Below are 26231 nucleotides of genomic sequence, written 5' to 3' on the forward strand. Positions count from 1 at the left end.
ATCATTATGGCTACCTGAATTATAAATTTTTAACGCTTTGAATTAATAAAAAACATAATGTGTATGGCAAAAAGCACTATCCGTCCCCTTAAAAGGTATTTTGTAAAGCAAAACTTCTGACTTTTTACTATAATTTTACACGCTAATTTACTTGAAACTTGAGCTGACTAGCGCTACTCTAAATGAGGTGGTCTGACCTCTATTAAGGAATTAAAATGACACTCATATTTACACTCGGTTTAATCGTGCTGCTGTGCACTGCGATTTACCACAGAGCGAGTTGGAACACAGCACTTGGTGTTTCTGCTGCAACATTATTAATCGGTACCTTCGCAGGTGCTTTTGGTTTAATTAGCTGGTTGATCTTTTTGATCATCGCAGTGCCTCTTTCAGTTACTGGTATTCGCCAGCAATACATCATCAAACCTATCTTTACGGTATTCAAAAAAGTAACACCGAGCATGTCTGACACTGAAAAGTCAGCTATCGATGCGGGTACAACTTGGTGGGAAGCTGATTTATTTTGCGGTAACCCTGATTGGAAAAAGCTACACCAATACCCTGTGCCTAAACTTACTATTGAAGAGCAAGCCTTTATAGATGGCCCTGTTGAAGTAGTATGTAGCATGCTAGATGATTGGGAAGCAACACACGAGCTAACTGATTTACCGCAAGATGTATGGCAATACCTTAAAGACAATAAATTCTTTGCCATGATCATTAAAAAAGAATACGGCGGTTTAGAGTTTTCTGCGTTTGCTCAGTCTTGTGTACTTCAAAAACTAACGAGTAAATCAACATTACTTTCGTCAATTGTTGGTGTTCCAAACTCGTTAGGTCCAGGTGAATTATTACAACACTATGGTACAAAAGAGCAAAAAGACCATTACTTACCGCGCTTAGCTAGCGGCCAAGAAATTCCATGTTTTGCATTAACATCACCAGAAGCAGGCTCTGACGCAAGTTCAATCCCTGATTACGGTGTTGTGTGTAAAGGACAATGGAACGGTGAAGAAGTTGTAGGTATAAGCCTAACGTGGAACAAGCGCTATATCACGCTTGCGCCTGTGGCAACGGTGCTTGGTCTTGCATTTAAATTACAAGATCCAGATGGCTTATTAAGTGATGTAAAAGAGCCAGGTATTACCTGTGCATTGATCCCAACAGATACTCCTGGAGTAGAAATTGGTCGTCGTCACTTCCCGCTTAACGTACCATTCCAAAATGGTCCTACTCGCGGTAAAGACATTTTTGTACCTCTTGATTACATTATTGGTGGGCCAGATATGGCTGGCCAAGGCTGGCGCATGCTAGTTGAGTGTTTATCGGTAGGCCGTGCAATTACATTACCGTCTAACTCTGCCGGCGGCATTAAAATGATTGCAACCGCTACGGGTGCATACAGCCGTATTCGTCGTCAATTCCGTTTACCGATTGGTAAAATGGAAGGTGTTGAAGAATCAATGGCTAAACTTGCCGGTTACGCATACAGCTCAGATGCTGCAGTAAGTATGTCGACTGGTGCGGTTGATTTAGGTGAAAAACCATCTGTTGTATCAGCGATTATTAAATATCACTTAACCGAACAAATGCGCGATGCAACAATCCATGCAATGGACGTTCTTGGCGGTAAAGGGATCATGCTTGGTCCAAATAACTATTTAGGTCGTGGCTACCAAGGTGCACCTATTGCCATAACCGTTGAAGGTGCAAACATCCTGACCCGTAATATGATCATATACGGCCAGGGTGCGATTCGCTGTCATCCGTTTGTACTAACCGAGCTAGGTGCGTGCGAAATTGAAGACCGCGAAGAAGCGCTTAACGTATTTGATAAAGCGCTAATGGGTCATATAGGCTTTACTATGTCAAACCTAGTGCGTACTAAATGGCTAGCCCTTACAGGTGCTCGCTTTACAAGTGTGCCTTACCATGACGAAACAGCTGAGTTTTACCGTATAGCGTCGCGCTTTAGTGCTTCTTTAGCACTTATGTCAGATATTAGCATGGCTGTATTTGGCGGCTCTCTTAAACGTAAAGAGCGTATTTCTGCACGTTTAGGTGACTTACTTAGCTACCTTTACTTAGTATCTGCAACGCTTAAGCGTTACAACGACGAAGGCCGTAAAAAAGAAGATTTTGCGCTTGTTCAATGGAGCTGTCAGGATCACCTTTACCACTGTCAACGTGCGCTTGCTGACTTAATTAACAATATGCCTTCTGCACCACTTCGTGGCGTATTAAAAGTGTTATTGTTCCCGTTTGGTCGCCCGGTACGTAAACCGACTGATAAGTTAGAGCATAAACTAGCTCAAATCTTACAAGTTCCTAGCGAAACACGTAACCGTTTAGCAAGTTATGTATACTTAACAAATGAGCCTCTTAATCTTGTAGGTCGTCAGGAGCAAACGCTTAAAGACGTACTTGAAGTTGAGCCATTATTTGAAAGAGTATGTAAAGAGAAAGGTGTGAAACTACCGTTCTTCCAACTTGATAAAGTAGCGCAAATGGGTCTTGAAGCAGGTATTTTAAGCCAAGCCGAGGCCGATAAGCTAGCTGCTGTAGAGCAAGCTCGTTTAGACGTAATCAACGTAGATGACTTTGACCCTGCTGATTTGCTTGCAGGTAAAGCAGCGCGTGATAGCGTTATTACAAAAGTGGATGCCGCTTAACTAGTTTAGTAAAGCAAGCAACCCAACGTTAGAAATAATCCAAACCAGCGCATAATGCGCTGGTTTTTTTTGTGCAAAATAAACCTGCAATAAACACCACACAAACCCCAGGTTTAGCAAAGTGCTGTTTAATCTCTCAAACGTAATGCTATAGGCTATAAAGGCTCCTAAAAACAAAAGCATACTGGGCATAAACTGGCTAATATAAAACGCTCGCGCCTTTTGATTCATTTTAAAAAACAACCGATGTTGTCCATGAACTTTAGTACAATCAAATTGTAATGAGCTGCTAAAAAGTACAATAAAAGCAACCGCCACATCGCCTATTATATTCACAAGATCTGGCCGCTTTTCTAATAACTCAGCCGATGCCATAAATACACACAAAAGCAACGATATACGCCATACTAATGTCCAACTATGGTTTATGAAGTAACAAAACCAAAAGCTAAATAAAGACCGAACACTCGTCATTCCATTTATATTAATGACAGGTATAGATGCGCTTAAAAGAAAGATAATTGCAAAACCCAAATGATAAATTAGCGGCGATAACTCAAAAGCAGTAAACAAAAATAAAGTACTTAAAGTAAATCCATAAACGAGCGCGCTAGGTTTGTATAAACAAACAATGCCTAAACCTAACTGTATAAACATAAAAACAAAAAAGTGCGGTACTTTTATCCACTGAGCCCAGGTTAAATCAAGCGCTATCAACAGACTCGCTATAAGCCAGCCATTACTAATAAGTAATAATTTAATATCTGCTATGTTCAGCCAGCTAGGACAAGCGATTGTGTGTTGAAATAGCCGTTGCTTGCTATTTTTAATTGCTGACTTAATCGCGCTTAACATCACACTTTGCAATAACAAATAAAACAAGGCCATTTGGGCACCATATGCAGGTGCATCTGTACTATCTATAATTTTCCCTAGGCCCAAAAAAAGCAACAACACCAAGCCTAAAATGGATGAACCCAACACTACTAAAAATATCAAACCAAAGCTTTTTAACTGCAGTAGCAGCTGCTTAAGCTCAAACGTGTATGCTAGGTACCGATAACTCATAAATGCACGATACTGCTCAAGCTTACCTTTCACGCTCGCGAAACTCATAGCGAAACACACTTAAAGCCATGCTCAATAAATACAGCCGGCTCATGGCAAGTAATAATAATTTGCCCATTAGGCTTATCATTTAAATACACATCGAGTAATTGTAAAAGGTGCTCAATGCTTGTTTGATCAAGCGCAGCACTTGGCTCATCAAGTAGTAAATACGGTGACTTTCGCATTAGCGCTAATATTAGCTGACACTTTTTTTTGTTACCCGAGGACAAAGCATCAAAACGCGTATTTAAAAATGCCGTAAAGCTAAACCCTTTAACCAGCTCATGTGGCCACGGGCAGTCGATAGCACTAACAGACAAGTCAATAATTTGATGGGCTGTTAAAAAATCAGGTAACGTAATACGGTCACTGGCTATGGCCACTGTTTTTGTGGGCTCATTCAGCTCCCTCCCCGCAAACAAAAGTGAGCCACTTTGCGGTTTATCAAGTCCTGCTAGCATCATAAGTAAGGTGGTTTTACCGTGGCCATTAGGTGCTTCTATGCAGAGTTTTTGATCTGAAAAAACCTGGTTATAATTTTTAAAAACTACATTGTTGGAAAATTGCTTATTTAAACCAATAACTTCAATCATAAAATATCCTTATAAACTAAGGTTTTATTATAAGCCTACAAAGTAAAGAGGCAAACTTATTGATTTGATTACTGCGTTAGCTAAAAGTACTTACTCATTTTTATAAATAAACTATTACCAACTCGCTTAATTAAATGAGCTATTTTGAGGCTGGGAAAACGTGTTAATAGCTAGGTAAAAAATTCACTATTTAATTGTTCTAAATGAGAATTTTTTAACGCAGGTACCGACACGTTTAGCCCCGCGAAATGATTAAGTATTATTGCGGATTGGAATAAAACAACTTAATTAGCTCTGAGGCAATTTTTGGCGGTAAAAAATTAAATAGAGGATTTTATCTGATAACGAAAAATAGCATCAACAGTGGCGTTATAAGCCTATTCAAGGCAAATACATGTTTATATTTAAAAGTATTATTTAAGATACAAAAAATAAATAAAAGTGATTATTTATTAATTTTTATTTAATAGTTTGATAAGTATCGGTGATTATAAAATTTATAAATGATTTGATGATAAGAAAATTAATCTTTAAAACCTTGTTATTGAGGGAATAACAAGTGGCGGAGTGGACGGGACTCGAACCCGCGACCCCCGGCGTGACAGGCCGGTATTCTAACCAACTGAACTACCACTCCGCAGTGGTATGTGCATGGGGTAATGCACTTACTAATTTTGTTACGATATCAAATGGCGGAGTGGACGGGACTCGAACCCGCGACCCCCGGCGTGACAGGCCGGTATTCTAACCAACTGAACTACCACTCCGCAGAGATATCTTTTTTACTTGTCATTACTTAATTTGTTGGCGGAGTGGACGGGACTCGAACCCGCGACCCCCGGCGTGACAGGCCGGTATTCTAACCAACTGAACTACCACTCCAGCATACAAATTTTGTAATATAACGTTGTTTAAATAGTTGGCGGAGTGGACGGGACTCGAACCCGCGACCCCCGGCGTGACAGGCCGGTATTCTAACCAACTGAACTACCACTCCAGCGCATATTTAAACTGTTATTTTTTCTTATTGGCGGAGTGGACGGGACTCGAACCCGCGACCCCCGGCGTGACAGGCCGGTATTCTAACCAACTGAACTACCACTCCATAATAAGAATATGTTTTACAACCATATGTTGTGCAAGTGTTGGCGGAGTGGACGGGACTCGAACCCGCGACCCCCGGCGTGACAGGCCGGTATTCTAACCAACTGAACTACCACTCCAGCGCATACTTACAAATTGTCGAAAATTGGCGGAGTGGACGGGACTCGAACCCGCGACCCCCGGCGTGACAGGCCGGTATTCTAACCAACTGAACTACCACTCCGCATTTTCGTTGCTGTTTAGGTCTCCCTGACAGCGGCGTGAATAATACGAACCAGCCCCTATTTCGTCAAGGGCTTTTTTGTTTTTTTACAGGTTTTTTAGTCATCTGACATCGAAAGGTTTAAAATTTCACCTGATTTGTCATTTTTTGAACCATTTTTGTCTACTTGATTTTTTTCTGTGTCGTCCGCATCTTGATTCGCGTGTTTCTTTTTATTTAAAAAAGGTAACGATAGTTTAATTTTAATCGGTTTTTTTTGCACAAATATTCGAATAGCTAACCAGCCAAGCAGTATAATTAAAATATTACCGCCGATTATTAAGCCCACAATGGTGGATGTGGCCATTTTTTCTTCTTCCGGCTCAATGGGGGTGGCTTGCTCGGCTTCAACTATTGTTGCAGGGTCAACTTCTGGTACCGCTTCTATTGGCCGGGCTATTTCAAATTTATAGGTTGGTAAAGTGGCCATAAATTCACGGCCGTTGTTATTAGTACCAAATACAGAGAGTTCTACACTGTAGCGCCCCCAGTCATAGTTTTTAATTATTAACTCTCTTGTCTCACCTGGCGCAGCGTTTATAGTAAACATTTGCTCTTCGTTGTTAGGGTAATAAATCTTACCCTGAAAAATAACGGTCTCTGGTTTAACTATTTTGTTGTCTGTTGTGATCGTTAATTTGTGTTCATCAATATTTTCATCTGCAAGCGCGATATTAAAAGCAAAGGGGGGTTCGTGAACAATAATGGTGTCTTGCACGATTCTGCGTTGCAGTAAAGGAGTAGAAATGTAAAGTTCTGGGGTCCACTCACCTTCAGGGAACACAAGTTTAAACTCACCGGTAAATACACCGTCTTTTGGACGTTCATCAAATCCACGCCCGTCGTCTTTAAATTCGGCGACTTCTTGTGTACCTGCGCCAAAGTTTGCAAAGCTATCGTTATTCGTACTTACAAAGTCAACATTAAGACTAACCACATCTCTAAATAGATTAGCGTTAATCGGTTCACCATCATTTAAAATTTGGCCAGTTACTTTTATCGTTTCGCCTCTAAAAAGCATGGGAGGTAATGGCTCTGCCTGTAGTGATATTTCACCCAATACAACAATTCTGCTATCTGGTAAAATACTCCCTATAACTTGCCAAGGACCTGGCATTGGTTTTTTTATGGTGACAAGGTCATAGCTAAGTTCGTCAAACCATTCAATATTAGTATCCCTAACTGCGTTGGTGGCAAAATACTTACTACCATCAGGCCTAACTAAAATAACGGCAGGTGTCCCTGGTTTTCTGAAAAAGAGTAATGTGATTTCGTCTATTTGGCTGTCAATTCGAAAGCGGTTGTCGAGTAAGGGGATTTCATTTTGTAGGCCATCCCGTTTTAAAACTTCAACTTGCTCTGCGCTATATGCGTTACTAGGTAACAAATTGAGTGCACATAACACGGTTACAAAATACATTATTCTCATTATAAGGCCTTATTCAGCGCGCCATAGGCATTGGCCGCCTTCTTTATTTACAAGATCCAATCTGGCTTCGTGTGCGCTTTGCTCTTCATCTGTAGCGCGTAATACTACCAATGGCGCTCTTTCACTGTTTAAACGTCTTATGCCGCCTTGCTGTTGCTCACTACCATCATCTTTATTTTGATTTAAGTTTAACTTTGTTTGTCCGCCTGTCATGGCAAGATAAACATCAGCTAAAATTTCAGAATCCAGTAACGCCCCGTGCAAGGTACGTTTAGCGTTATCTATGTCGTAACGTCGGCATAACGCATCAAGGTTATTCTTTTGTCCTGGATGCAAGTCACGCGCCATTTTAAGCGTGTCGAGAACTTGACAGTAATCATGCGTATTTGGAAAACCTTGATTAAGCAATGCAAATTCATTATCCATGTGGCCCACATCGAACGGGGCATTATGAATTACAAGTTCAGCACCTTTTATATAATCAAAAAACTCTTGTGCAATATCGCGGTAAAGCGGTTTGTCGCGTAAAAACTCATTGGTAATACCGTGAACGTCAATCGCTTCTTCTTCTATGCTACGTTGCGGATTAATATAAACATGAAAGTTATTACCCGTTAAACGGCGATTTACTAACTCTACACAACCAATCTCTATAATTCGGTGCCCTTGTTTAGGGTCGATGCCGGTTGTTTCTGTATCTAAAACTATTTGTCTGCGTGCCATATCGAATTAAGCCTGACTCTGGTATCTTTCTATAATCACTTTATTGTACATAAGATCAAGGTAAAACAGTGCAAAAAACCGTAGAGATTTACACCGATGGCTCATGTTTAGGTAATCCAGGCCCCGGTGGTTATGGTATTTTTATGATTTATGACGCCCATGAAAAAAAATTAAGCCAAGGCTATAAGCTCACTACAAACAATCGCATGGAAATGCTTGCGGCTATAGTGGCACTTGAATCACTTAACCGTGCTTGTGTTGTAAACCTTACTACCGATAGTCAATACGTAAAACAAGGTATCGAGTCATGGATTTCAAACTGGAAAAAACGCGGCTGGATAACGTCAGCTAAAAAGCCAGTTAAAAATGTGGACTTATGGAAACGCCTAGATGCAGCTTGCAGCAAACACACAGTAAATTGGAAGTGGGTTAAAGGTCATAGCGGCCATAAGTACAACGAAATTGTCGACGATTTAGCTCGTGATGCAGCTGGCAGCACAGATTTACTCGAAGATGTGGGCTACCAGCCTTAATTTACTTGATACTAATGGTTGTCATTTTTTTGGTCGCACGTTTTGTAATGCTGCTTTGAAGTTTGCCTAAGCCCCGCTCCTTTAACAGGCACAAATTGTGGCCGTGCGTGCCACTTAGGCTTTATAGGTGTAAGGGGCGCAACGCGTTTTCGAGCCACCAGCATATAAACACTGCCCATAGGTTTTAAATACTGCTTGGCAAATGCTCGCCAAAATTCAAACCGTGATAACCTGTTTCCCCTAGCAAGTGATGAGTAAATAAACCGCTCGTCACTTACAATTTCAAAACCCAATAAATTTAGCCAATCCTTTACCCTTGCTGGGGTAAAAAATCGTCCTGTCCACGGTAATTTTTGCCCGCTAAACGGCAACATTTGAGCCAACCCACACAAGCTCAGCGGATTAAACCCGGTAATTAAAACGTAGCCGCCAGGTATGAGTGTTCGATGAGCTTCGCGTAAAATGTGATGTGGGTCAGAGTGGTACTCTAAACAATGGCTTAAAATACACGCGTCAACACTATGTTCGTAAAAAGGTAATTCATCTATATCTGCCACTACCCCTGTATATGGTCCGGGCTCAGCGACACACACCTGGTGCTTAATAGTACTTAAACTTGTATTTAACTCACCGCTTAAGTTACCTAACTTAAGCATATGGTAACCAAACATGCGTGGTAGCCAATATTGCATTTTACGTTCAATATCAGCTTGCAAATAATCCCCGTGAGGGAACTGCTGCCACGACAGTGGTTTGGGTCCTTCTTGAAAACTAAGGGCTGGTTTCATTTTATGAGCTCGTTATACTATGCGTTAAGTGTCACTTTATAGAGCAATTTAACATGGTGCAAGTCAAAGCAATTAAAGCCTTTTCAGATAATTACATTTGGTGTTTAACCACTGAAGGCAACTCTAAAGCATGGGTCGTTGACCCTGGGCAGGCTGAGCCTGTGCTTGCTCATCTCGCAGCAGAAAACTTAACACTGGGTGGCATTTTAATTACCCATCATCATTACGATCATACCGATGGCGTTGCGCAGCTAGTAAAAGATGACCCAACAATAAAGGTTTATGGGCCTAAAAATAGCCCCTTTAAAGGAGTGACGCATCCACTGGTTGATAGCGATAGTATTGATGTTTTAGGCATCAACTTTAAAGTGCTCACAACTCCAGGGCATACACTTGATCACATTTGTTTTGTGAATGACAACATGGCATTTACTGGTGATACATTATTCAGTGGTGGCTGTGGACGTTTATTTGAGGGTACGAGTGAACAAATGTGGCATTCTCTAAACAAATTAAAAACGCTACCAGCAGGGTGTAAAGTGTTTTGCACCCACGAATATACACAAGCTAATTTAACTTTTGCTAAAGCTGTTGAGCCTCGTAATCCATCGTTACTTGCACACAGTGAGCTGGTAGATGAGTTAAGGAAAGAAGATAAAATTTCACTGCCAACCACTATAAGCCAAGAGCTTAAAATAAACCCGTTTATGCGCAGCGACATTCCAACCATCATAGAGGAAGTACCTAAAGAATTTATCTCGGTTACAAAAAACAATGAACCTTGGCATAACTTTGCTGCTCTGAGAAAGTTCAAAGATAATTTTTAGCGCATATAAGTTTATTATTTTAAATCATTAACTTGAAATACATGAACACTTTCTACTAACTGCTGTAATTGTCATAAAGTGGTAATGTTAGTTTATTAAAGGTAACATTTGCCGAGTTTTTTACCCGATGTATTGGTATTTATGAATAAATCTCCTCTTATAATAACCTTGGCGCTTGCGCTAAGTGGTTGTCAAACATTGACTACCTTAGAATCAGACCCTCAGGTCGCAAATCAAGCTAATAATAAGCTTGAAGGTGCAAGCCCAAATGATATTAACAATGCATTAATGGTAAACGCGCAATATCAACAACTAGATAGCGATGAACAAGATGCGCCGGTATTTGACGATGTATGGGAGCGTATTCGTTACCAATTGTCGATTAATGTTCCTCAAAACCGCCCGGTTGTGACCGAGCGAAATTATTATGCGAAGCATCAACGTTATTTAGACCGTATTTCAAAGCGTGCAGAGCCGTACCTTCACTTTATTGTTGAAGAAGTAGAGAAACGCGAGATGCCAATCGAAATTGCGCTCCTTCCTATTGTAGAAAGCGCTTTTGATCCCTTTGGCTACTCTCACAGAACCGCCTCGGGTATTTGGCAATTTATGCCACAAACGGGTGAGCGCTTTGATTTAAAACAAAACTGGTGGTACGACGGCCGCCGAGATATTGTGCAATCAACCCGTGCAGCGCTAGATTACTTATCTTATCTTCACAAAACACTTGAAGGTGATTGGCTCAATGCCATAGCCGCCTATAACTCCGGTGAAGGGCGCCTGATGCGCGCAATTAAAAAAAATCGTAAAAAGCATTTGCCTACCGATTTTTGGTCATTAGATTTACCAAGAGAAACCACGGCTTACGTACCAAAGCTACTGGCACTAGCTGACTTATTAAAACGTTCGGATGAATTTAATGTAACGTGGAAACCCATTATCAACGCCCAAGTAGTAGAAGTAGTTGATGTTGGCTCACAAATAGACCTAGCACTTGCCGCCGAAATGGCCGACATGACATTAACAGAGCTTTACAGATTAAACCCTGGGTTTAACCGTTGGGCTACAGATCCAAATGGCCCCCACTCTTTGCTTTTACCTATTGATAAAGCGCAGCAGTTTTCTGAAAAGCTTGCCAATACTGATATTAAAAATAGGCTTCGCTGGCAACGATACGTGGTAAAAAGCGGCGACAGCTTATCTGTAATTGCTAAAAAGTTTACCACTAGCACCAGCGCAATTAGATCTTTGAACAAGCTTAATTCAAATACGATACGCATTGGGCAAGAGCTACTAGTCCCGTTAACCGATGGTGCAATAAATAGCGAGCACTTACCAAAGCAAATGCGTATGGCTGCAAATAAAACATCACGCACTAAGCTTTCGCATACCGTAAAAAGTGGCGATACCTTATGGGATATCAGCCGCGAATACGATGTGACCATGGATGAATTGGCAAAGTGGAATAAACTTAAAAAAAGCGCTGTGCTACGCTTAAATCAAAAGCTCACAGTGTATAAATCACAAAATAAAACCACCAGCGCACCAAAAAGCACTAATCGCACGATTACGTACAAAGTACGAAGAGGCGATTCACTTGCGCGTATTGCGTCTAAGTTTAATTTAACGGTAAGCGAAATTATCAAATGGAATAATTTAGCAGGTCAAAAGTACTTGCAACCGGGGCAAAAATTAAAGCTTAAAGTGGACGTAAGAAGTAGTTAATTTCAGCTGACAAAAAAGGAGCGCATGCGCTCCTTTTTATTGGTATATAAAAATTAACCTGGGAGCTTTTCAAGCCATGTTTTTAACCAAGGCTCTGTCACTGGCCAAGGCTCAAAATCTTCACACGCGTCAATTTCTAAACGGTTACCGACAGGTTTTGCTTGTAAATCACGTAATAGTTCATCAAAGCTTCGACCTGCACCGCAAAAAGTATCACCATAGCTTCTGTCGCCCATAGCCACCACTCCAAATGGCTTATCTGTAAGCATAGGAAAACTACTATTAAGCGCATAATATAAGCCAGCTAGGTTACTTGGCACGTCACCCTGTCCTGTCGTTGAGGTAACAATTAATATGTTTGATGCGTTTTTAATATCGTCAAGCGAAGCCTCTGTGATGACCGCTGCGCTATGACCCGCCTGCTTAATAGTTGCAGCTATATCATCACTTAAACGTTCAGCACCACCATTTACAGTGCCCACAAAAATACTAATATGTGCCATTAATAATCCTTCTCTTCGTTTGGCCAACCAAGTTGCTCACAAATCTGTAGCATATCATGACCTAGTGGCGCTTTAATCGTTATTGCTTTGTTGGTGTAAGGGTGCACAAAACTCAGCTCAGTTGCAAACAGCATTAAGCGTCGTAATTCAAAATACTCCCTAAAAAATTGGTTATGTTGATTGTCGCCATGATTAACATCACCAATTATTGGTAATGATAAATGTTTTAAATGCCGGCGAATCTGATGCTTGCGCCCTGTTTTAGGAAAACACTCAACTAATGAGTACCTAACTGTTGGGTATTTGCCTATTGGAATTGGTAATGCAGCTTGATACAAACAATTAAACTGAGTTTGCGCCTCTTGAGGTGCTTTATTCTGATCTGCAAATTTATCGGCAATTTTATCAAGCTCTTCTTTTAAAGGCTTATCTAAAAAAACCGAATCAGGGGCAAATCCGCGCACTAGAGCTAAATATCGCTTAGCAATAGTACCTTCAATGAATAACTGATTCATATCACGCGCGGCTTCAGAGCTTAAAGCAAATAGCAGCACACCCGACGTAGGTCTATCTAGCCTGTGAACTGGAAACACATGTTGCCCTAACTGATCGCGCAACATTTGCATCGCAAATTGAGTTTCATGTTTATCTAAAAAGGAGCGATGTACCAATAGCCCTGACGGTTTATTAATGGCTACAAAGTTTTCGTCTTGATACAAAAGGTCGAGTTCGCCGTATTCAGTAGGCGCTAGGCGCTCACTCATTCGGTTCTCCTAATAGTGCATCTAGCTGTGTCAGCACCTCTATAATTTCATTTCCACCTGATTTATTAATCAAGGCCATTTGCGCCATGGGAGCAATTGCAAAGTTTCGCGGTAATGGTTGATTATAAGTGATCAAATGCTGCATTTTTTCAATAAAGACAAACTGTAGCCACTGCTCAAACGCCATCGAATCGTGACAAAAGGGAACACTAGAATTTAGTGCCTCCGCTGAAATTGGCTCACATTGCCAAAGTTGATGCTTTTGTAATAGCGCTTTTAATTGCACTAAATAAGCTTGGGTCTGTTGGAACATAACCACCCTCTTTATAAGTTATGCAGCAATTATACCCTGTTCCCACAAAGCTCGCTATGGCGTATAATTAGTGCAATTTTGCAGTTAAAAACAATCGGGAAAACAATGAGTGATCAAATAGCAACCTTAGGCCAACTTTTAGATGGTGCTGGCACGCAATGGCGGGCTTTTGATATTGGAAGGCACATTACTAAACTCGATAAACAACAGTTTTTAGCTATTGAACAAGCCCAAGTACCTTACCCTTATCCGCTTGCTGGTCATGCGTGGCTAGCAATTCAGTTTTGGGATGCCAAAGCGAGCAAAGAACCCTATGTGTGGTTTTTAAAATTTCCGCTAGATGAGCAAAGTAAATTAGTTAGTGCAAGTCGTGATCACTTTGCCGATATGGTTATTCAAGCTCTTGGCACTGAAATTACAGGTGAAAAAGCAGATGGCAAGCTTGATAACAATCCTTATGTGTTTACGCCTAATGCAAATAAACTGGCTGCATTTAACGCGCAAGTTAAAGTGTTACTAAAGCAACCTGCTTCACAATATTACGAATACGCTCAGCTATACTTTAGTGCAAAGTTAGGCTTTGATAATTGGCAAAGTGTGGCACTACAAGGCATTGCTGATTTTGCGCTGCGCCTAGATAACGATCAAAACTTAAGTAACTTACAAAAAGCCTGGGCGCATTTACCCCTTGAAGTATTGCAGCCACTAAGTGCAATGCTTGAACATGTTGCAATACCACCAACACTGAGTGAGCTTTTACTCGCGCAGGGTCAAACAGCTATCAATAATAGTGATACTATAGCGTTAACCGCTGCACTACGCTCAATGTCTAAAGGTCAGGCACAAGGTTTGTGCGCGCAGCTTGTTGATGCAACATTGAATTCAGCTCTAAAAAGCGACTCTGACGTACTTTTAACAATTGCTGGGCGTTGCTTTGTTCAGTTGGAAGACCCTAAACGATTGCATATATTTATGGATAATTGTGCTCAACATCAAAAAATAGAGGCGCTTTTTCCAAGTATTTTTGCTGACTTAGTTGCAATACCGACCATTCGACCTCACCTATTAGGTTTATTACGAAAAGAAGATCGAAGCGAAGCCCTCGCTCGTGCAATTGGAAGGTTATTCTCTTAAATGGCAAGTTTATGGACGTTTATATTAATTGGTAGTGTTATTTATTTGTTTTGGCTAAACAGAAAAGTCGCCGAAGCGGCTAATGTTCATGCTAAACGTCAATGTGAGCAATTAAATGTGCAACTTATGAGTGTTGCGTGCACTAGGCGCCGTTTTGGTTTTCTAAAAAGTGGTAAACCAGGAATAAAAAGTGAGTTTTCATTTGAGTTTTCAAGTGACGGTGAAAATGCGTATCAGGGAATGCTTATTATGGAAAATGAGTTTTTAAAAAGTGTTGTCGTTCCACCACACAAAATCTAAGTGTTCTTATGCTTTTAATGTATAAAATTATTGCAATTGTGTGGTACAAAAAACTAAGGCGTAACTAAAGTTACGCCCCAATTGGACTGCTTCCTGCTAGATATCCAATATCTATAATCCGTTTTTTCATCCCCTGAACGAGTAAACAACCTTGTTTACCCTCACATTGCCTCATGCAATATCCATCGCCACCTTGGCAAACCCGCGTAAACTAACGCTTGGCTAAATCTATAGCATCATCCATGTTAATCCTTTGAAGTAGCGCCCTGCCACTTTGTGCTTCCTGCGTTGTCCCTTTGCTTTCCAAGCATTCACGTGCAACCTAGTACGTGGCTGCGTCCTGCAGCTTTAATCCTTTATATCCTTGAAGTAGCTCCTGCCACTTAGTGCGTCTTGCACTTCCTATTCATCCTTGCTGTCCTTGTTAAATTGTCCTTTTTGCATCCTGCTAGCATCTGCTATTTTGCCTATTCCTTATCCATGGCAGTAGCTTATTCATTAAGCTATGTCTTCTTGACAAGTTAAAGTTTAGAGTAAACGAGAGGAGGAAGTAGTATGTGAGACAAAATAATTCTTTGTCATAAAAATTAAAAAATCAATAAATTAATATTAAACATGCACTTAAATAAAAAAAGGCGACCAATTGGCCACCTTTAACTGATTACTCTCACGTTAATGTAAGATATATCGCACGGACACATGTCCGTTTGGGCGCATTAACTTACACACTATAAGTTACGTTTTTAACCCAATGCATTTTTAAATAGTAACTCACCAGCAACTTGGTTAAAAGTAAGCTGTTTAAAAGTCAAAAATCCTTCAGATTTAAAAAGTTCTGTATGCTCACTACGCGTTACAAATACTGCCAATCCAGAAGACTCACTATTTGCCTTTACCAGCTCATCAAGCCCTCTGAGTAAATACCGACCAAACCCTTGACCATGAAAATGCGGATCTACTGCAATAAAAGCTAAAAAGTAATAACGGCCTTTTTCTTTTAGTGTATCTCTAATAGTTTGTTCTTTTTCTATTAACTGGTTAGTTTGTAAGTAACCCGCACTCAGCATTAATTTTAAGCGCCAATGCCAATAACGCTGAGCTTGAAGTTGACTTAAAGAATCAAACATACAGGCCACTGCTTTTAATTTGCCACTGCGATAAAGCCCTATTAGTGGTTGCTTTTCTTGCCAAAAACTACTGAGTTCTTCACGTATTAATGCACGTAACTTTTTCTCGTAAACGGCTTTATTTTTTCCATCATAACCTAGCATTGTTTTTAGTACAGGGTCATCATGGTATGCCTGATAAATTAAACTTGCGGCAGTGCTTATATCTTCTGCTTCAATGTATTGTACGCTGAACGTTTCTTCTTGTGCGGTTATACTCATTGTATGTCCTTTATTGTTTTAGCCGTAAATATAATCAGAGCTCAAATACTAAAGCTATACGCGAATAACTGCATTTACGAGTATATTTAATCTAAGAACTGGATATTACGCCGTATTGCCCGCTTAAAGAGAGAAATAATATCAAAGTGTTATTTATTTTTACTATCCTTTATAAAGCGCTAACAGCGGTTTAGGCAATTTATTATTCAGAACTTAACTTTACTATATACCTAAAGTAATTAACCGACAATTCAGCTTGAGTTTAGCTAGCACAATGTATTGTTGGGCCTTAAGGTAATTTATTGTTTATTTAAAGGAGTCGTAACATGGATACTACAAAACACGATATTCATACATTATTTGCACAACTTGGTTTACCAAATTCAGAATCTCAAATAGATCAATTTATTGCTTCACATGAGTTAAAAGACACAACACTGCTTCAAGATGCAGCATTTTGGGATGAAGCACAGCAACACTTTTTAGCGGAATCGCTTGCTGAAGATGGCGCCTGGAGTGAAGTGATTGATGAGTTAGATGTTCGTCTTCGCCAAGGCAAATAGCATTATTTAGCTAGATAGCTATGTTAAAGCCTTCAAAATTACTAATCCATGACGATTTTTAATGGGATCAAGGCCAATTTACTGATCGATTTTTGACTTGTCTCAGGATTATTTACGCAAGTTTACGTTGAGGTAAGTTATTAGAAATAAGTTTTTAACCTAAGTATTAGGTTATTTAATGTAGCATACCCATTTTATTGCTACCATAGCACCCGCGCAGCATGTGTATGCTGCGCTTTATTTAATTTAAGAGTTATAAATATAATGAATTCAGTTGTATTTGATGCAATTCAAGTCCTTTTAGATGAAGGCAAAACACCCACAGTCGCATTAACTAAAAGTCGCTTAGCGCAACCGGTTCCAATGCCAATGATTATTGCAGCTGTGAGCCAATACAAAAATAACCCGGATTCCATAAATAACTTTATTAAAACTTCCCAGCAGCCAGAAAACGCTGAGCTAAAAGCAAGCCAACTAGACAGAATTGAGCAAAAACTTGATCAATTACTTGCACTGCTAGAACAAAAATAATTTGAGACTCTAAATGTTTGTTGTTGATTTAACATTTGATTGCTACCAAGACACCACCCTAGAACAAGCCGAACAAGCCATAAACCGCTTAGTAAATGCGCTTCGCTTTAATGGCCAAATAATGGGGGAAGAGTTCCCCACCGTTTTAAAAGACGGCTTTTTCATAACCCGTGTTATGTGCCCAACTGAAGACGCTATGCATCCGCTAAATAATAGCCCTTTTGTTAAACACAGCATTGAAAAACTCCATAACGCAGGTTTATTGGCTCCCAAAGTAAAAGTGATTGGCCAAGATATTCATTCTAATGGAGCGGATTGCTGCACTGAGCCGTCAAGTTACATTTTATATACTACTTATGTGCATACCTGTAGCCCTCTTTATTGTGGCGACGACTTTTTACCTGTGCCACTATTTCGCATCCCTGCTATCGCCAATGGCGATTACAAAACGCTAATTAAGTGGCAAGAAGATTGGCAAGCATGTGATCAAATACAAATTAATGGCGCAACACGCTGTGAGTTTCCTGCCCTTGAGGAAATATCCAGTACTAAAAGCGATTTATATCGCCGCGGAAAAGACATCACCAAACGCATTAGTTTTTTAACTAAAAAGCCGGTTTACTACTACTTATATCGAGTTGGTGGTGTGGATAAAGCCTCTGAGCTTGAGCGTAAATGTCCAAGCTGTAATAGCGATTGGAAACTAGATGAACCTTGGTTTGGGCTATTTGATTTTAGGTGTGAACCGTGTGGTTTAGTCTCTAATGTGTCGTGGGATTTTCAATAGCCTCTCTAACGACTTTTTAAAATCAGCTCAGCGATCTTGCTAAGCTGATTTATTAATGACGTTTTATACTTCAAGCGCTTTTAAAAACGACTCTATATTTGGTGCAAGTACGTGGTGCGTTTTTTTACCGACGTGCTCTAGACACACCTCTCCGGTATGAATTAACACACTGACCAGTAAATCTTCTTTATCTGTTAAACCAATAAACACAGTTTCGGGTTGTTTTAGCTTTCGTTTCATTAAAACATGACCAGTGATGTTTTGTTGAAGCATATCGAAGTCGTCGCTATTCCATGCTTGCAACAGTTCAATTTGATGTCCGTCAATAATTGCCAATACGCTACCACCGTACATGTGCCCATAAAGTTCGCTTAACGCTGTTGGAAACTCAAGCTCTAATGCCTTAGCTAAATTGTTTAATGAGCCTGCTGGCTGCTGACGTACGCCTTGCCATTGAATATTTCCTTGCTCGTCAACCTCGCCTAGCTCACACGGACTCGACCATTGTTCATCGTGTGCTATAAGTGGGTACTTAGCAGTGTTTTTGAGGGTATTTTCGCTAAATTGATGGTGAAGTTGTTCTAAAAGCAATGCTACAGACATACTGTGAAACTCAATTAAATTAGATATAATGCGCACATTGTAACTATTTAAGAGCAAACATGACAGATTACAGCAACTCTCCAGACCTTAAAGGCAGTGTATTAGGACAATCTACTGAGTATGTAGACGACTATACGCCAAGCTTGCTTTTTCCAATTGCGCGCAAGCTAAATCGTGATGCTTTAAATATTGATGAAGCCGAACTGCCATTTAAAGGCCAAGATATTTGGACAGGTTACGAACTTTCGTGGTTAAACGCCAAAGGTAAACCGCAAGTGGCTGTCGCCTTATTTACTTTTGCATGCCAAAGCAGCCACATTATTGAGTCTAAATCGTTTAAGCTTTATTTAAACAGCTTTAATCAAACTCGTTTTGAGAGCATAAACACAGTTAAGCAACATTTAATCGATGACTTATCAGGCGCAGTTAATAGTCCGGTACAAGTAACCCTATACAAAGCGGACGATTTTAACTGTTTACCCTGTACTGCACTGCCTGGGGAATGCATTGATGATTTAGATATTGAAATAGATAACTATGATATTGATGCTTATTCACTTAAAGCACATAGCGATGAAATAGTAACCGAAACACTCAATAGCCATTTGCTAAAATCTAATTGCTTAATAACGTCTCAACCAGATTGGGCGAGCATTATTATAAGATACACAGGCGAGAAGATATGCCGTGAATCGCTACTACGTTATTTAATATCGTTTAGAACACATAACGAGTTTCATGAGCAATGTGTAGAGCGCATTTATAGTGACTTAACCACGCAACTCAACATTAAAGAGCTTGAAGTGTATGCACGTTATACACGCCGAGGGGGATTAGACATAAACCCATACCGTTCTACGCATTATAACGAAACACCGTTTGCCGTTAAGATTAATCGCCAGTAAATACGTTAAACACTCAAACATAAACATTAAAAAGGAGCCTCAGCTCCTTTTTTAATATTTAAATAACGCGCTTTGTTGGGATAGGCATACCACATACATCAACGTAATTATACGATTGGACAAACCAGGGTTCCGTTCGGCTTTTACGTGCATCTATCAGTTGCTTGAACGATGCTGAATTTGTCTTCATTACCTTGAATACTGTTGCATCGCTATTAACATCAGCCAACACTTCAATATTCGTTATTGGATTAAACGCCAGTCCCTCAGTGGGTAAACGCTGCAAACGATTAAAGTGTTCCATACCCTCGAGTACTCTTCCAAACACGGTAATGTTTTTATCAAGGTAACGAGGGCCTTGCCCAATAGTGACAAAAAACTCAGTACTTGCGCTGTTTATATCATTAGCGCGTGCCATTGCAAATACGCCATTGCAATGCACTTGCCATGTTTGAGTCTGTGTTTGGTTTTGCGCAACAGCAAAACCATTTAAAAACCCCGTAACAGGCGCGTATCCATCGCCTTTTAACTCGGTAATTTTTAATGGTTGCGATGTTGGTAAATAAAACTCTGCAGGTACGGTTTTATTCGCTGTTTTTATTTCTTTTTTACCCGAGCTGTCGCCGCCTTGTGCTACAAACCCTTCTACAAAACGATAGACACGGGTGTTTTTATAAAAGCCTTCTTGCGCCAACGTTTTAATATGTTGCGTGTGTTTTGGAGCTAGTTGCGTATTTAATGCTATGTAAGCCGAACCAGTAGGTAAGGTTATTTTTAAAATATTTTTAGGATCAACTACTTGCCACTCATCTGCAGTTGCATTTTTTATTACATCATTGGCACTAAGTGGTGTTTGTATATTTATAACGGATTTATTGTTAGCTGTTGTAGCGCAGCCGCTCAACAAAAGAGCCATTACATAAATTGAAAAACGTGTTTTCATATTCAACCTTTTATTTTTATTATTTAAAAGTAGCTTTAAGCAATCTAACTTGCCTAGGGTCTGTTTGACATTAATGCGAGGTTATCGCCAATTTATAGGTGATAACCATAATACATAGGCTCTTCCTTGCCCAAATACCAAACAGGCTGCTGCAAATTCAACCTGACAGTTCATCAGGCTGTAGAGCTTATAGTTCAGTCCCAATCAAATTTATAGAGCACATCAACATTTTGATATAAACCACTGGTTACCTCTATATAGAGTTGCGACAACAACTGGTAACGAATGGCCACTTCGCTGAGTGACTCAAATACCCCAACGCTGTATTTAACTTGCAAGCTAGGCGCAACATAGCCTGAAATTTCTACCTTAGTGCTGTCACCACTTCCTGACGAACTTAAGCTAACATCAGAAAGACCAAACGTTTCACCTACCTTTGACACAACCCCTTCACTTCTACTAACCCCTTGAGAAAGTAATAACTGGGCAAGCATAGCGTTGCTTGATGCTCCCTCCCCCTCTCCTAGCGGCTGTCCATTGAGTAAGTATGCTAAGGTTTGCGCCTGATCCATTGCAGGCTCAGAGAACAGCTTTAGAGTGGGTTCTTTAACATTTCCCGTAAGCGTAACACCAGCTATAACACCATTTGCTGTATTAGCTGGGTTTCTGATTGCTTTAATATTCAAATAGGGATGTTCAATGGAGCCACTAAAGCCCACTTGGCCAGTTCTTATAATTAAATCTTGGCCAAATGCTAAATAAGTGCCATTTATTAAATTAAGCTCACCCGTTGCAATAATTGGAACACCTTGACTCATTTTAATCGCTAAATCACCAGCCACTTTAGACTCTAATCCGAACGACTCTACTTTAACGTCATTTTTAACGATCACATTTAAGTCTATGTCGTAGTCAAATGGTACCTTTTCGTTGGTTTCAGTTTTTTGATCAACAATAATTTCATCGTCACTAACCTGCACAGCGCCTTCTGGAAGCTCTTCAATCGTAATACGACCATAAGGTACAACTACTTCACCCGCTAATTTAAGTGCATTATTAGCTAACCCTATTTTTAAATCTGGCGATACTTTAAAAGTAACGCCTTGTTGTGCGCGTACAAAAAACTGCTCGCCTTGCACATTTACATTTACTTCAGGTTGTTCACCTTGCCAATCAACATCACCGTTTAGCTTTACATTGCCACCTTGATTGTCGTTTAAATTGCCCTCTATTGTGGCGGTCGTTTTATCAAATAATATGTTTATATTTGATTTTTGTAGCGCAATAGGAAGCTGTTCACCCTCAAGGTTTATATCGTTTACGTTAAGCTCACCATTTAATAGTGGATCTTTTAACGTACCCGCAAGTGCGACCTTACCGCTAATATCACCTTTTAATTGCTCAAGAGTTTCAAGAAATGGTTGTAAGTCTGAAAGTAATATTTTATCAATATTAATAGAGCCATTAAGCGCCTGCGTATTTTGTATGTCATTAATATTAATGTGTGTATTAATTTTACCTAGCACGCTTGACTCTATTTTTGCTTCAAGCTGCCCTTTTTGAGAGTCTGAAAAAGCACTAATACTGAGTGTTTCTATAGGTAATTTAAAGCGATCTTCTTCTGAGGTTAAAACAGTGGTTAAGTCACTTGCATTTAAACTTGCCCGTAATGTTTTAAGAGCGCCTGCATTCCAATTAAGCGCCACATTACCTTTTACATCACCACGGGTGCGAATGTTATCGGGTAAAAAGTGTTTAAGCTCTTCAAGTGCTAAATTGTTTAACTTAGCATTTAACTGGCCTAGCGCTTTAGATTGAGCTAGCGTGTCTATACAAAGCTCGCTTTGCTGAGTAGCCCAGCAGTGCGCACTTACATTAAAATTACCGTTTTGCGAGTTAAACATAACAGCAATATTTTTAGTGTTGCTAAAGCTTAACTTTTTGTCGCTTAGCGTTACATTACTAAACTCACCATTCCAGGTAGCGTTATTAATTTTGCCATTTACTTCAAGCTGTGCACTGCCTTGCTCGGCATCTACAGATGCTGTAAGTTGGTGATCTGTTTTATCGCCGCTAATATCAACTTTTACACTATTAATTTGCTCATCAGCCACAAGCGCCGAGCCAACACTTAACGATACGTCAGTTTGCCAATCAGCGGCTGTATCTAACTGCCCTTTTACCGTCAGTTTATTTATATTGATTTCATTAAAAATGAAGCTATCAAGTATTAACGCTAAATTGACAGAAGGTGTTAGCCTCTGCCCTCTTACTTTTAAATCGGCGTTGCCATCGGCAACAAATGGCAAATTTGCCTCTTCATTACTTTGAAGTGTTATTTTACCGTCAACTTTCCACGTATCATCAACTTGTCCGCTTAGTACTAATTCATTAGTGCCGCTACTTAAATAAAGGCTATCAATATTGGCTTTTAATGCATCATCAAGCTGAAAGTTTGACGCAAACTTAAGGGGTACCTCGTTTAATAATCCGCTTAGCTTAGTATCATCCATTTGTAGTTGCCACGAGCTTTCTGCAGCATTGAATGAGCCTTTAAATCGCCCTGAAATATCGCTGGTTACCGCATCCGTAAAATACTGCGATTTTAGGTTTGAAAGCGAGCCGTTAAAACTTGCTTTAATGCCCTGTTGCCAATCAACATTAGCTTTTATAATCGCGCTACTTTCGTGAGCCTTAATACTTAATGTTTTAAGCGCAGCTTGAGTTAAACCGCCTGTTAGCTGAGTATTAAGATTAACAGCCGGATAAGCACCTAATTGGCTGTTTGCCTGCAAATTGAGTTGGTAGTCATCGGCATTACCATTAGCGTTAAGGCTTACATTTTTAACTTTAAGCTCATTACTTTGCGCATCAATAAGCCATTGGTTAATTTTGCCGCTTAGCTCAAATGGGTAATTTTTTTGCTTTAAATTAGCATTCGCTGTTAACGTGAGCGGATATTGGCCACTCGTTTCTAAATCTATAGATAAGCCAGCTAAATCACCGTTTAACTCTAAGTTTGCTTGGTGCTCGTCACTTTTTAAAGTCACTAAGCCTTTTACAGGCAAATTACCTAAAAGCTCTGCATCTAATTGGGTATTAAGCTGCCACTGCTCATAGGTAGCTGAAAGCGACTGCAAATTAATCACGGCATCTTCTACACTTAATAGCAGCGAAATGTTTTCGATATTATGCTGCGCATCGCCCTGCTCAATTGTTACTTTTGCAATATCAAACGCTTTAATGGCTAAATCAATGGGTGATGTAAATTCAATATCAGGAAGTGCTGGTAATTGCATAAGTGCAGCTTTGTTGCTTTGAGCAGTTTGCGCCTTGGCAGGTTGTTCTTGCTCTTTTAAAGCAACAAGTATACTCGGGATATTTAAGCTTTTTACTGTGAGTTTTGAACCTTCAGCTTTAGCTGATAGTTTAAAGTTATTAACGCTCACATCTGCACTAGGGTGGTTTAATGTAAACTCATTAACCGCTATATTTTTTATTGAAACATTAAAAGGTAAAGTAATTTTTTCAAGGGGCTCAGAGGGTGTTTCATCTTCTGCCTCAACTGCTTTTGGCAGGGTTAATTTTATAGATTTAGCGCTTAAATTATCAATACAGATACCATCACACTGCCACCAAAATAAATCGATTTTTAATTGCTGGGCATTAAAATCTAGACCATTATTTTTAAAACGAACATTAAACGCATCGTTATAAATAAAGCGGCCATCTTTAATTTCTATGTGTAATCCATCAACAACTTTATTTGCCGTATAGGCAATAAATTGATTACCGGGTGCAGTAAATAATAAACAAAATACGCTAATAATTAGCGAAACTAAAATTGCACTTACTGTGGCTGTTATTTTTTTTAATATTGACATTAAATTTCTGGCCCTATGGTAATACTCAAACGGGTACTTTTGCTATCTTTAGTTAAGCCCCAAGCGTGATCTATTCGTACAGGGCCCACAGGCGTTAAATATCGAAAACCAAAACCAGCACCCACTTCAAATTCATCTGAAAAATCATTCGTAGCAGTACCACCATCAACAAATAATGCTGCACGCCAATTTTGAGCAAACTGATAGTTGTACTCCATAGTGCCAGCAAGCAAATATTTACCCCCTATTAGTTCACCATCATCATTTTCTGGCGAAATTGACTGATAAGCAAAACCACGAACGCTTTGATCACCGCCGGCATAAAACCGCAGTGAATAAGGTACATTATTTATGTCATCAACTAGCATTGCGCCAATGTTTGCCTTAAGAAAAACTAAATGCTTATTAAGGTATGTACGAAGCCATGCATGCTGTAATTGAACCCTCAACAAATTCGTGCTGGAAAGCGCATCATCTAGGCCAAACTCTGCTGATATAAGCCATTGCTCGCCCCAATAAGGAGTCGTTCCGCCTTTTAAACTTTTGCGAGCATAACTAATTCCGGGCATTAACATTTCAGTCGACTCTTCTGGATCATCGCCCAGACGATACGTCTCTTGGTCTCTGCGTAAAAACGCTGTTCTTACCCAATTTTCCTCAGTAAGCCACTGCCTTTGTAATTGTGCGGTTAATATCTCGCTGTAGACATCATCTGCAAGTTCGTCTTCCAGTTTATAACCCACTGAAAAACGCCATAAATCATCATTAGGGTCGTCTACAGGAACCGTGTATGCCATTGAGAGATCTTGTTGCTTTTCGGCTATATTCATATTTGTATCAAGGTAATGGCCATCCTCTGTGATCCAAGGTTTACTCCACTTAAAACGGAACCTAGGCTCACTTTCAGAAACACCGCCGCCAATTTCAAAGCTATTTGCAGGCTTAGGAACAACCTCAACTTTGATAGGAACTTGGGCGTTTTTGCGCGCTGTAATATCAGCATAAACACGCACACTAGCAAAATAAGGTGTGCTCGAAAGCTCAAGGTTATAGTCGGCTATGTTAGTTGATTTATAAGGTTGTCCTTGAGTAAATGGTGACAAAGAACGAATATATTTTTCAGCTGGCGTATCACTGGTAATTTCAATACTGCCATATTGATAACGCACACCAGTATTAATCGCAAACGTGACAACGGCACTATTTTTTTTAATTGAAACTTCTAATTTGCGGGCAGGCCATTTAGCATCAAAATAGCCAAGCTCCAAAAGCATGGATTCTATTTTTTTATACGCTGACTCATAGTTACCATGGTTTAGCACATCACCCTGTTTTAAATTGGTATTTTTAATAAGGGTTTGTAATTGTTTATCGTTCTTCCCTTCACCATTTAATGTAATATTAATGGCGTCTATCCGTGTTGCAGGACCACGCTCAATTTTGACAACGAGTTCACTAACGTCTTTATCAAATTCAACCTCAACTGTTGGGCTGTAGTAACCCAGTGCTTTTATGCTGTTTTGTACCTGGCTTTTAGCATAACGTTGAAGGGTTCTTGTTGGTTTTTCACCTTTAAGCTGCTTTAGGTATAGCGCTACGTTTTTTTCTAAATCACCATTTATGCCTTTAATTTTGTAGTCTTCGATGACTCTTTCTGCCGCATAGGAATTTGCAGTCATAAAAACAATGGCAATGCACATGCAACGTAAAAACTTAATAAACAAGCAAATATCCTTACTCTTATATACTACTTAAAACGAGCTAATGTGGCGCATATTAACATAGCCATAATGACCAACACATTAACTTAATGACAAACTCAGTTTAAATATGAAATGTGAAGAAGA

At 39.8% G+C, this 26231-nt stretch carries 23 protein-coding genes and 7 tRNA genes; 10 read left to right on the top strand and 20 right to left on the bottom strand.

The features are described 5' to 3' along the window. Positions 1-215: 215 nt before the first annotated feature. The gene (fadE, locus tag ATS72_RS06020) at positions 216-2672 is read left to right on the top strand and encodes an acyl-CoA dehydrogenase FadE (protein WP_006794046.1); all 2457 of its coding nucleotides are present in this window, start codon (positions 216-218) and stop codon (positions 2670-2672) included. Here fadE and ATS72_RS06025 read toward each other — a convergent pair whose 3' ends face one another. The 11 genes from ATS72_RS06025 to dnaQ all read right to left on the bottom strand — a co-directional run bounded on the left by ATS72_RS06025 (position 2673) and on the right by dnaQ (position 7893). After that, on the bottom strand, positions 2673-3788 hold the full coding sequence (locus ATS72_RS06025) for a DUF6136 family protein (protein ID WP_058429442.1): 1116 nt from the start codon (positions 3786-3788) through the stop codon (positions 2673-2675). Beyond that, positions 3785-4375 carry an ABC transporter ATP-binding protein gene (locus ATS72_RS06030; protein WP_058429443.1) on the bottom strand — a complete coding sequence of 197 codons (591 nt, stop codon included), beginning with the start codon at positions 4373-4375 and terminating at the stop codon, positions 3785-3787. The genes ATS72_RS06025 and ATS72_RS06030 overlap by 4 nt, the downstream gene beginning before the upstream one ends. A gap of 560 nt (positions 4376-4935) precedes the next feature. Beyond that, positions 4936-5012, bottom strand: a tRNA-Asp gene (locus ATS72_RS06035). A gap of 53 nt (positions 5013-5065) precedes the next feature. Next, positions 5066-5142: transfer RNA gene (locus ATS72_RS06040), tRNA-Asp, on the bottom strand. 38 nt (positions 5143-5180) lie between these two features. Continuing rightward, positions 5181-5257: transfer RNA gene (locus tag ATS72_RS06045), tRNA-Asp, on the bottom strand. A 38-nt stretch (positions 5258-5295) separates the two neighbouring features. Continuing rightward, positions 5296-5372: transfer RNA gene (locus tag ATS72_RS06050), tRNA-Asp, on the bottom strand. 31 nt (positions 5373-5403) lie between these two features. Then, positions 5404-5480: transfer RNA gene (locus tag ATS72_RS06055), tRNA-Asp, on the bottom strand. Between the two features lie 41 nt (positions 5481-5521). Then, positions 5522-5598: transfer RNA gene (locus ATS72_RS06060), tRNA-Asp, on the bottom strand. A 27-nt stretch (positions 5599-5625) separates the two neighbouring features. Beyond that, positions 5626-5702, bottom strand: a tRNA-Asp gene (locus ATS72_RS06065). 97 nt (positions 5703-5799) lie between these two features. Further along, positions 5800-7170 carry a TIGR03503 family protein gene (locus ATS72_RS06070; protein WP_058429444.1) on the bottom strand — a complete coding sequence of 457 codons (1371 nt, stop codon included), beginning with the start codon at positions 7168-7170 and terminating at the stop codon, positions 5800-5802. Between the two features lie 9 nt (positions 7171-7179). Then, positions 7180-7893, bottom strand: a complete 714-nt coding sequence (gene dnaQ, locus ATS72_RS06075) for a DNA polymerase III subunit epsilon (RefSeq protein WP_006794050.1) — start codon at positions 7891-7893, stop codon at positions 7180-7182. A 68-nt stretch (positions 7894-7961) separates the two neighbouring features. Here dnaQ and rnhA point away from each other — a divergent pair, with 68 nt between their 5' ends. Beyond that, positions 7962-8426 (top strand): ribonuclease HI, encoded by a 465-nt coding sequence (rnhA, locus tag ATS72_RS06080; RefSeq protein WP_006794051.1) that lies wholly within the window; start codon positions 7962-7964, stop codon positions 8424-8426. A gap of 11 nt (positions 8427-8437) precedes the next feature. Here rnhA and ATS72_RS06085 read toward each other — a convergent pair whose 3' ends face one another. Beyond that, positions 8438-9214 carry a class I SAM-dependent methyltransferase gene (locus ATS72_RS06085; RefSeq protein WP_008132180.1) on the bottom strand — a complete coding sequence of 259 codons (777 nt, stop codon included), beginning with the start codon at positions 9212-9214 and terminating at the stop codon, positions 8438-8440. A 53-nt stretch (positions 9215-9267) separates the two neighbouring features. Between ATS72_RS06085 and gloB the strand changes: the two genes are divergently transcribed. Both gloB and ATS72_RS06095 read left to right on the top strand, forming a co-directional pair. Then, positions 9268-10041, top strand: a complete 774-nt coding sequence (gloB, locus tag ATS72_RS06090) for a hydroxyacylglutathione hydrolase (protein WP_058429445.1) — start codon at positions 9268-9270, stop codon at positions 10039-10041. A 141-nt stretch (positions 10042-10182) separates the two neighbouring features. Further along, complete coding sequence (locus tag ATS72_RS06095) at positions 10183-11766, top strand: LysM peptidoglycan-binding domain-containing protein (RefSeq protein WP_058429446.1); 1584 nt, start codon at positions 10183-10185, stop codon at positions 11764-11766. Positions 11767-11819: 53 nt separating this feature from the next. Here ATS72_RS06095 and ATS72_RS06100 read toward each other — a convergent pair whose 3' ends face one another. Genes ATS72_RS06100 through ATS72_RS06110 form a run of 3 tightly spaced genes read right to left on the bottom strand, consistent with a single transcriptional unit; the run spans position 11820 to position 13346 of the window. Continuing rightward, entirely contained in the window at positions 11820-12269 is a 450-nt protein-coding gene (locus tag ATS72_RS06100; RefSeq protein WP_010557121.1) for a flavodoxin, read from the bottom strand. Next, on the bottom strand, positions 12269-13033 hold the full coding sequence (gene truC, locus ATS72_RS06105; protein ID WP_058429447.1) for a tRNA pseudouridine(65) synthase TruC: 765 nt from the start codon (positions 13031-13033) through the stop codon (positions 12269-12271). Before truC ends, ATS72_RS06100 begins: the two co-directional genes overlap by 1 nt. After that, the gene (locus ATS72_RS06110) at positions 13026-13346 is read right to left on the bottom strand and encodes a YqcC family protein (RefSeq protein ID WP_039038073.1); all 321 of its coding nucleotides are present in this window, start codon (positions 13344-13346) and stop codon (positions 13026-13028) included. The genes truC and ATS72_RS06110 overlap by 8 nt, the downstream gene beginning before the upstream one ends. Positions 13347-13451: 105 nt before the next feature. Between ATS72_RS06110 and ATS72_RS06115 the strand changes: the two genes are divergently transcribed. Together ATS72_RS06115 and ATS72_RS06120 are read left to right on the top strand one after the other, a co-directional pair. Further along, entirely contained in the window at positions 13452-14480 is a 1029-nt protein-coding gene (locus tag ATS72_RS06115) for a DUF3549 family protein (RefSeq protein ID WP_058429448.1), read from the top strand. After that, positions 14481-14780, top strand: a complete 300-nt coding sequence (locus ATS72_RS06120) for a DUF3301 domain-containing protein (RefSeq protein WP_006794059.1) — start codon at positions 14481-14483, stop codon at positions 14778-14780. Positions 14781-15523: 743 nt separating this feature from the next. Here ATS72_RS06120 and ATS72_RS06125 read toward each other — a convergent pair. Beyond that, the gene (locus tag ATS72_RS06125) at positions 15524-16168 is read right to left on the bottom strand and encodes a GNAT family N-acetyltransferase (protein WP_008129322.1); all 645 of its coding nucleotides are present in this window, start codon (positions 16166-16168) and stop codon (positions 15524-15526) included. A 326-nt stretch (positions 16169-16494) separates the two neighbouring features. Between ATS72_RS06125 and ATS72_RS06130 the strand changes: the two genes are divergently transcribed. The 3 genes from ATS72_RS06130 (at position 16495) to ATS72_RS06140 (ending at position 18049) form a co-directional block, all read left to right on the top strand. After that, positions 16495-16731, top strand: coding sequence for a DUF2789 domain-containing protein (locus ATS72_RS06130; RefSeq protein ID WP_006794061.1), 237 nt, complete (start codon positions 16495-16497; stop codon positions 16729-16731). A 264-nt stretch (positions 16732-16995) separates the two neighbouring features. Beyond that, on the top strand, positions 16996-17262 hold the full coding sequence (locus ATS72_RS06135) for a hypothetical protein (RefSeq protein ID WP_006794062.1): 267 nt from the start codon (positions 16996-16998) through the stop codon (positions 17260-17262). Between the two features lie 13 nt (positions 17263-17275). Continuing rightward, positions 17276-18049 carry a Zn-ribbon-containing protein gene (locus ATS72_RS06140; protein ID WP_006794063.1) on the top strand — a complete coding sequence of 258 codons (774 nt, stop codon included), beginning with the start codon at positions 17276-17278 and terminating at the stop codon, positions 18047-18049. A gap of 63 nt (positions 18050-18112) precedes the next feature. Here the strand turns inward: ATS72_RS06140 and syd are convergent, their stop codons facing one another. Next, complete coding sequence (syd, locus tag ATS72_RS06145) at positions 18113-18652, bottom strand: SecY-interacting protein (RefSeq protein WP_058429600.1); 540 nt, start codon at positions 18650-18652, stop codon at positions 18113-18115. Between the two features lie 59 nt (positions 18653-18711). Here syd and queF point away from each other — a divergent pair, with 59 nt between their 5' ends. Further along, the gene (queF, locus tag ATS72_RS06150) at positions 18712-19557 is read left to right on the top strand and encodes an NADPH-dependent 7-cyano-7-deazaguanine reductase QueF (RefSeq protein ID WP_006794065.1); all 846 of its coding nucleotides are present in this window, start codon (positions 18712-18714) and stop codon (positions 19555-19557) included. 58 nt (positions 19558-19615) lie between these two features. On the opposite strand, the gene ATS72_RS06155 is transcribed toward queF, so the two are convergent. The 3 genes from ATS72_RS06155 to ATS72_RS06165 all read right to left on the bottom strand — a co-directional run bounded on the left by ATS72_RS06155 (position 19616) and on the right by ATS72_RS06165 (position 26108). Continuing rightward, complete coding sequence (locus ATS72_RS06155; RefSeq protein WP_058429449.1) at positions 19616-20500, bottom strand: peptidylprolyl isomerase; 885 nt, start codon at positions 20498-20500, stop codon at positions 19616-19618. Between the two features lie 194 nt (positions 20501-20694). Beyond that, a complete protein-coding gene (gene tamB, locus ATS72_RS06160) occupies positions 20695-24384 on the bottom strand; it encodes an autotransporter assembly complex protein TamB (protein WP_058429450.1) in 3690 nt (1229 codons plus the stop codon). Beyond that, the gene (locus tag ATS72_RS06165) at positions 24384-26108 is read right to left on the bottom strand and encodes an autotransporter assembly complex protein TamA (protein ID WP_058429451.1); all 1725 of its coding nucleotides are present in this window, start codon (positions 26106-26108) and stop codon (positions 24384-24386) included. Before ATS72_RS06165 ends, tamB begins: the two co-directional genes overlap by 1 nt. Between the last annotated feature and the right edge of the window lie 123 nt (positions 26109-26231).

The organism is Pseudoalteromonas sp. 13-15, assembly GCF_001468205.2.
Taxonomy (GTDB): domain Bacteria; phylum Pseudomonadota; class Gammaproteobacteria; order Enterobacterales; family Alteromonadaceae; genus Pseudoalteromonas; species Pseudoalteromonas marina.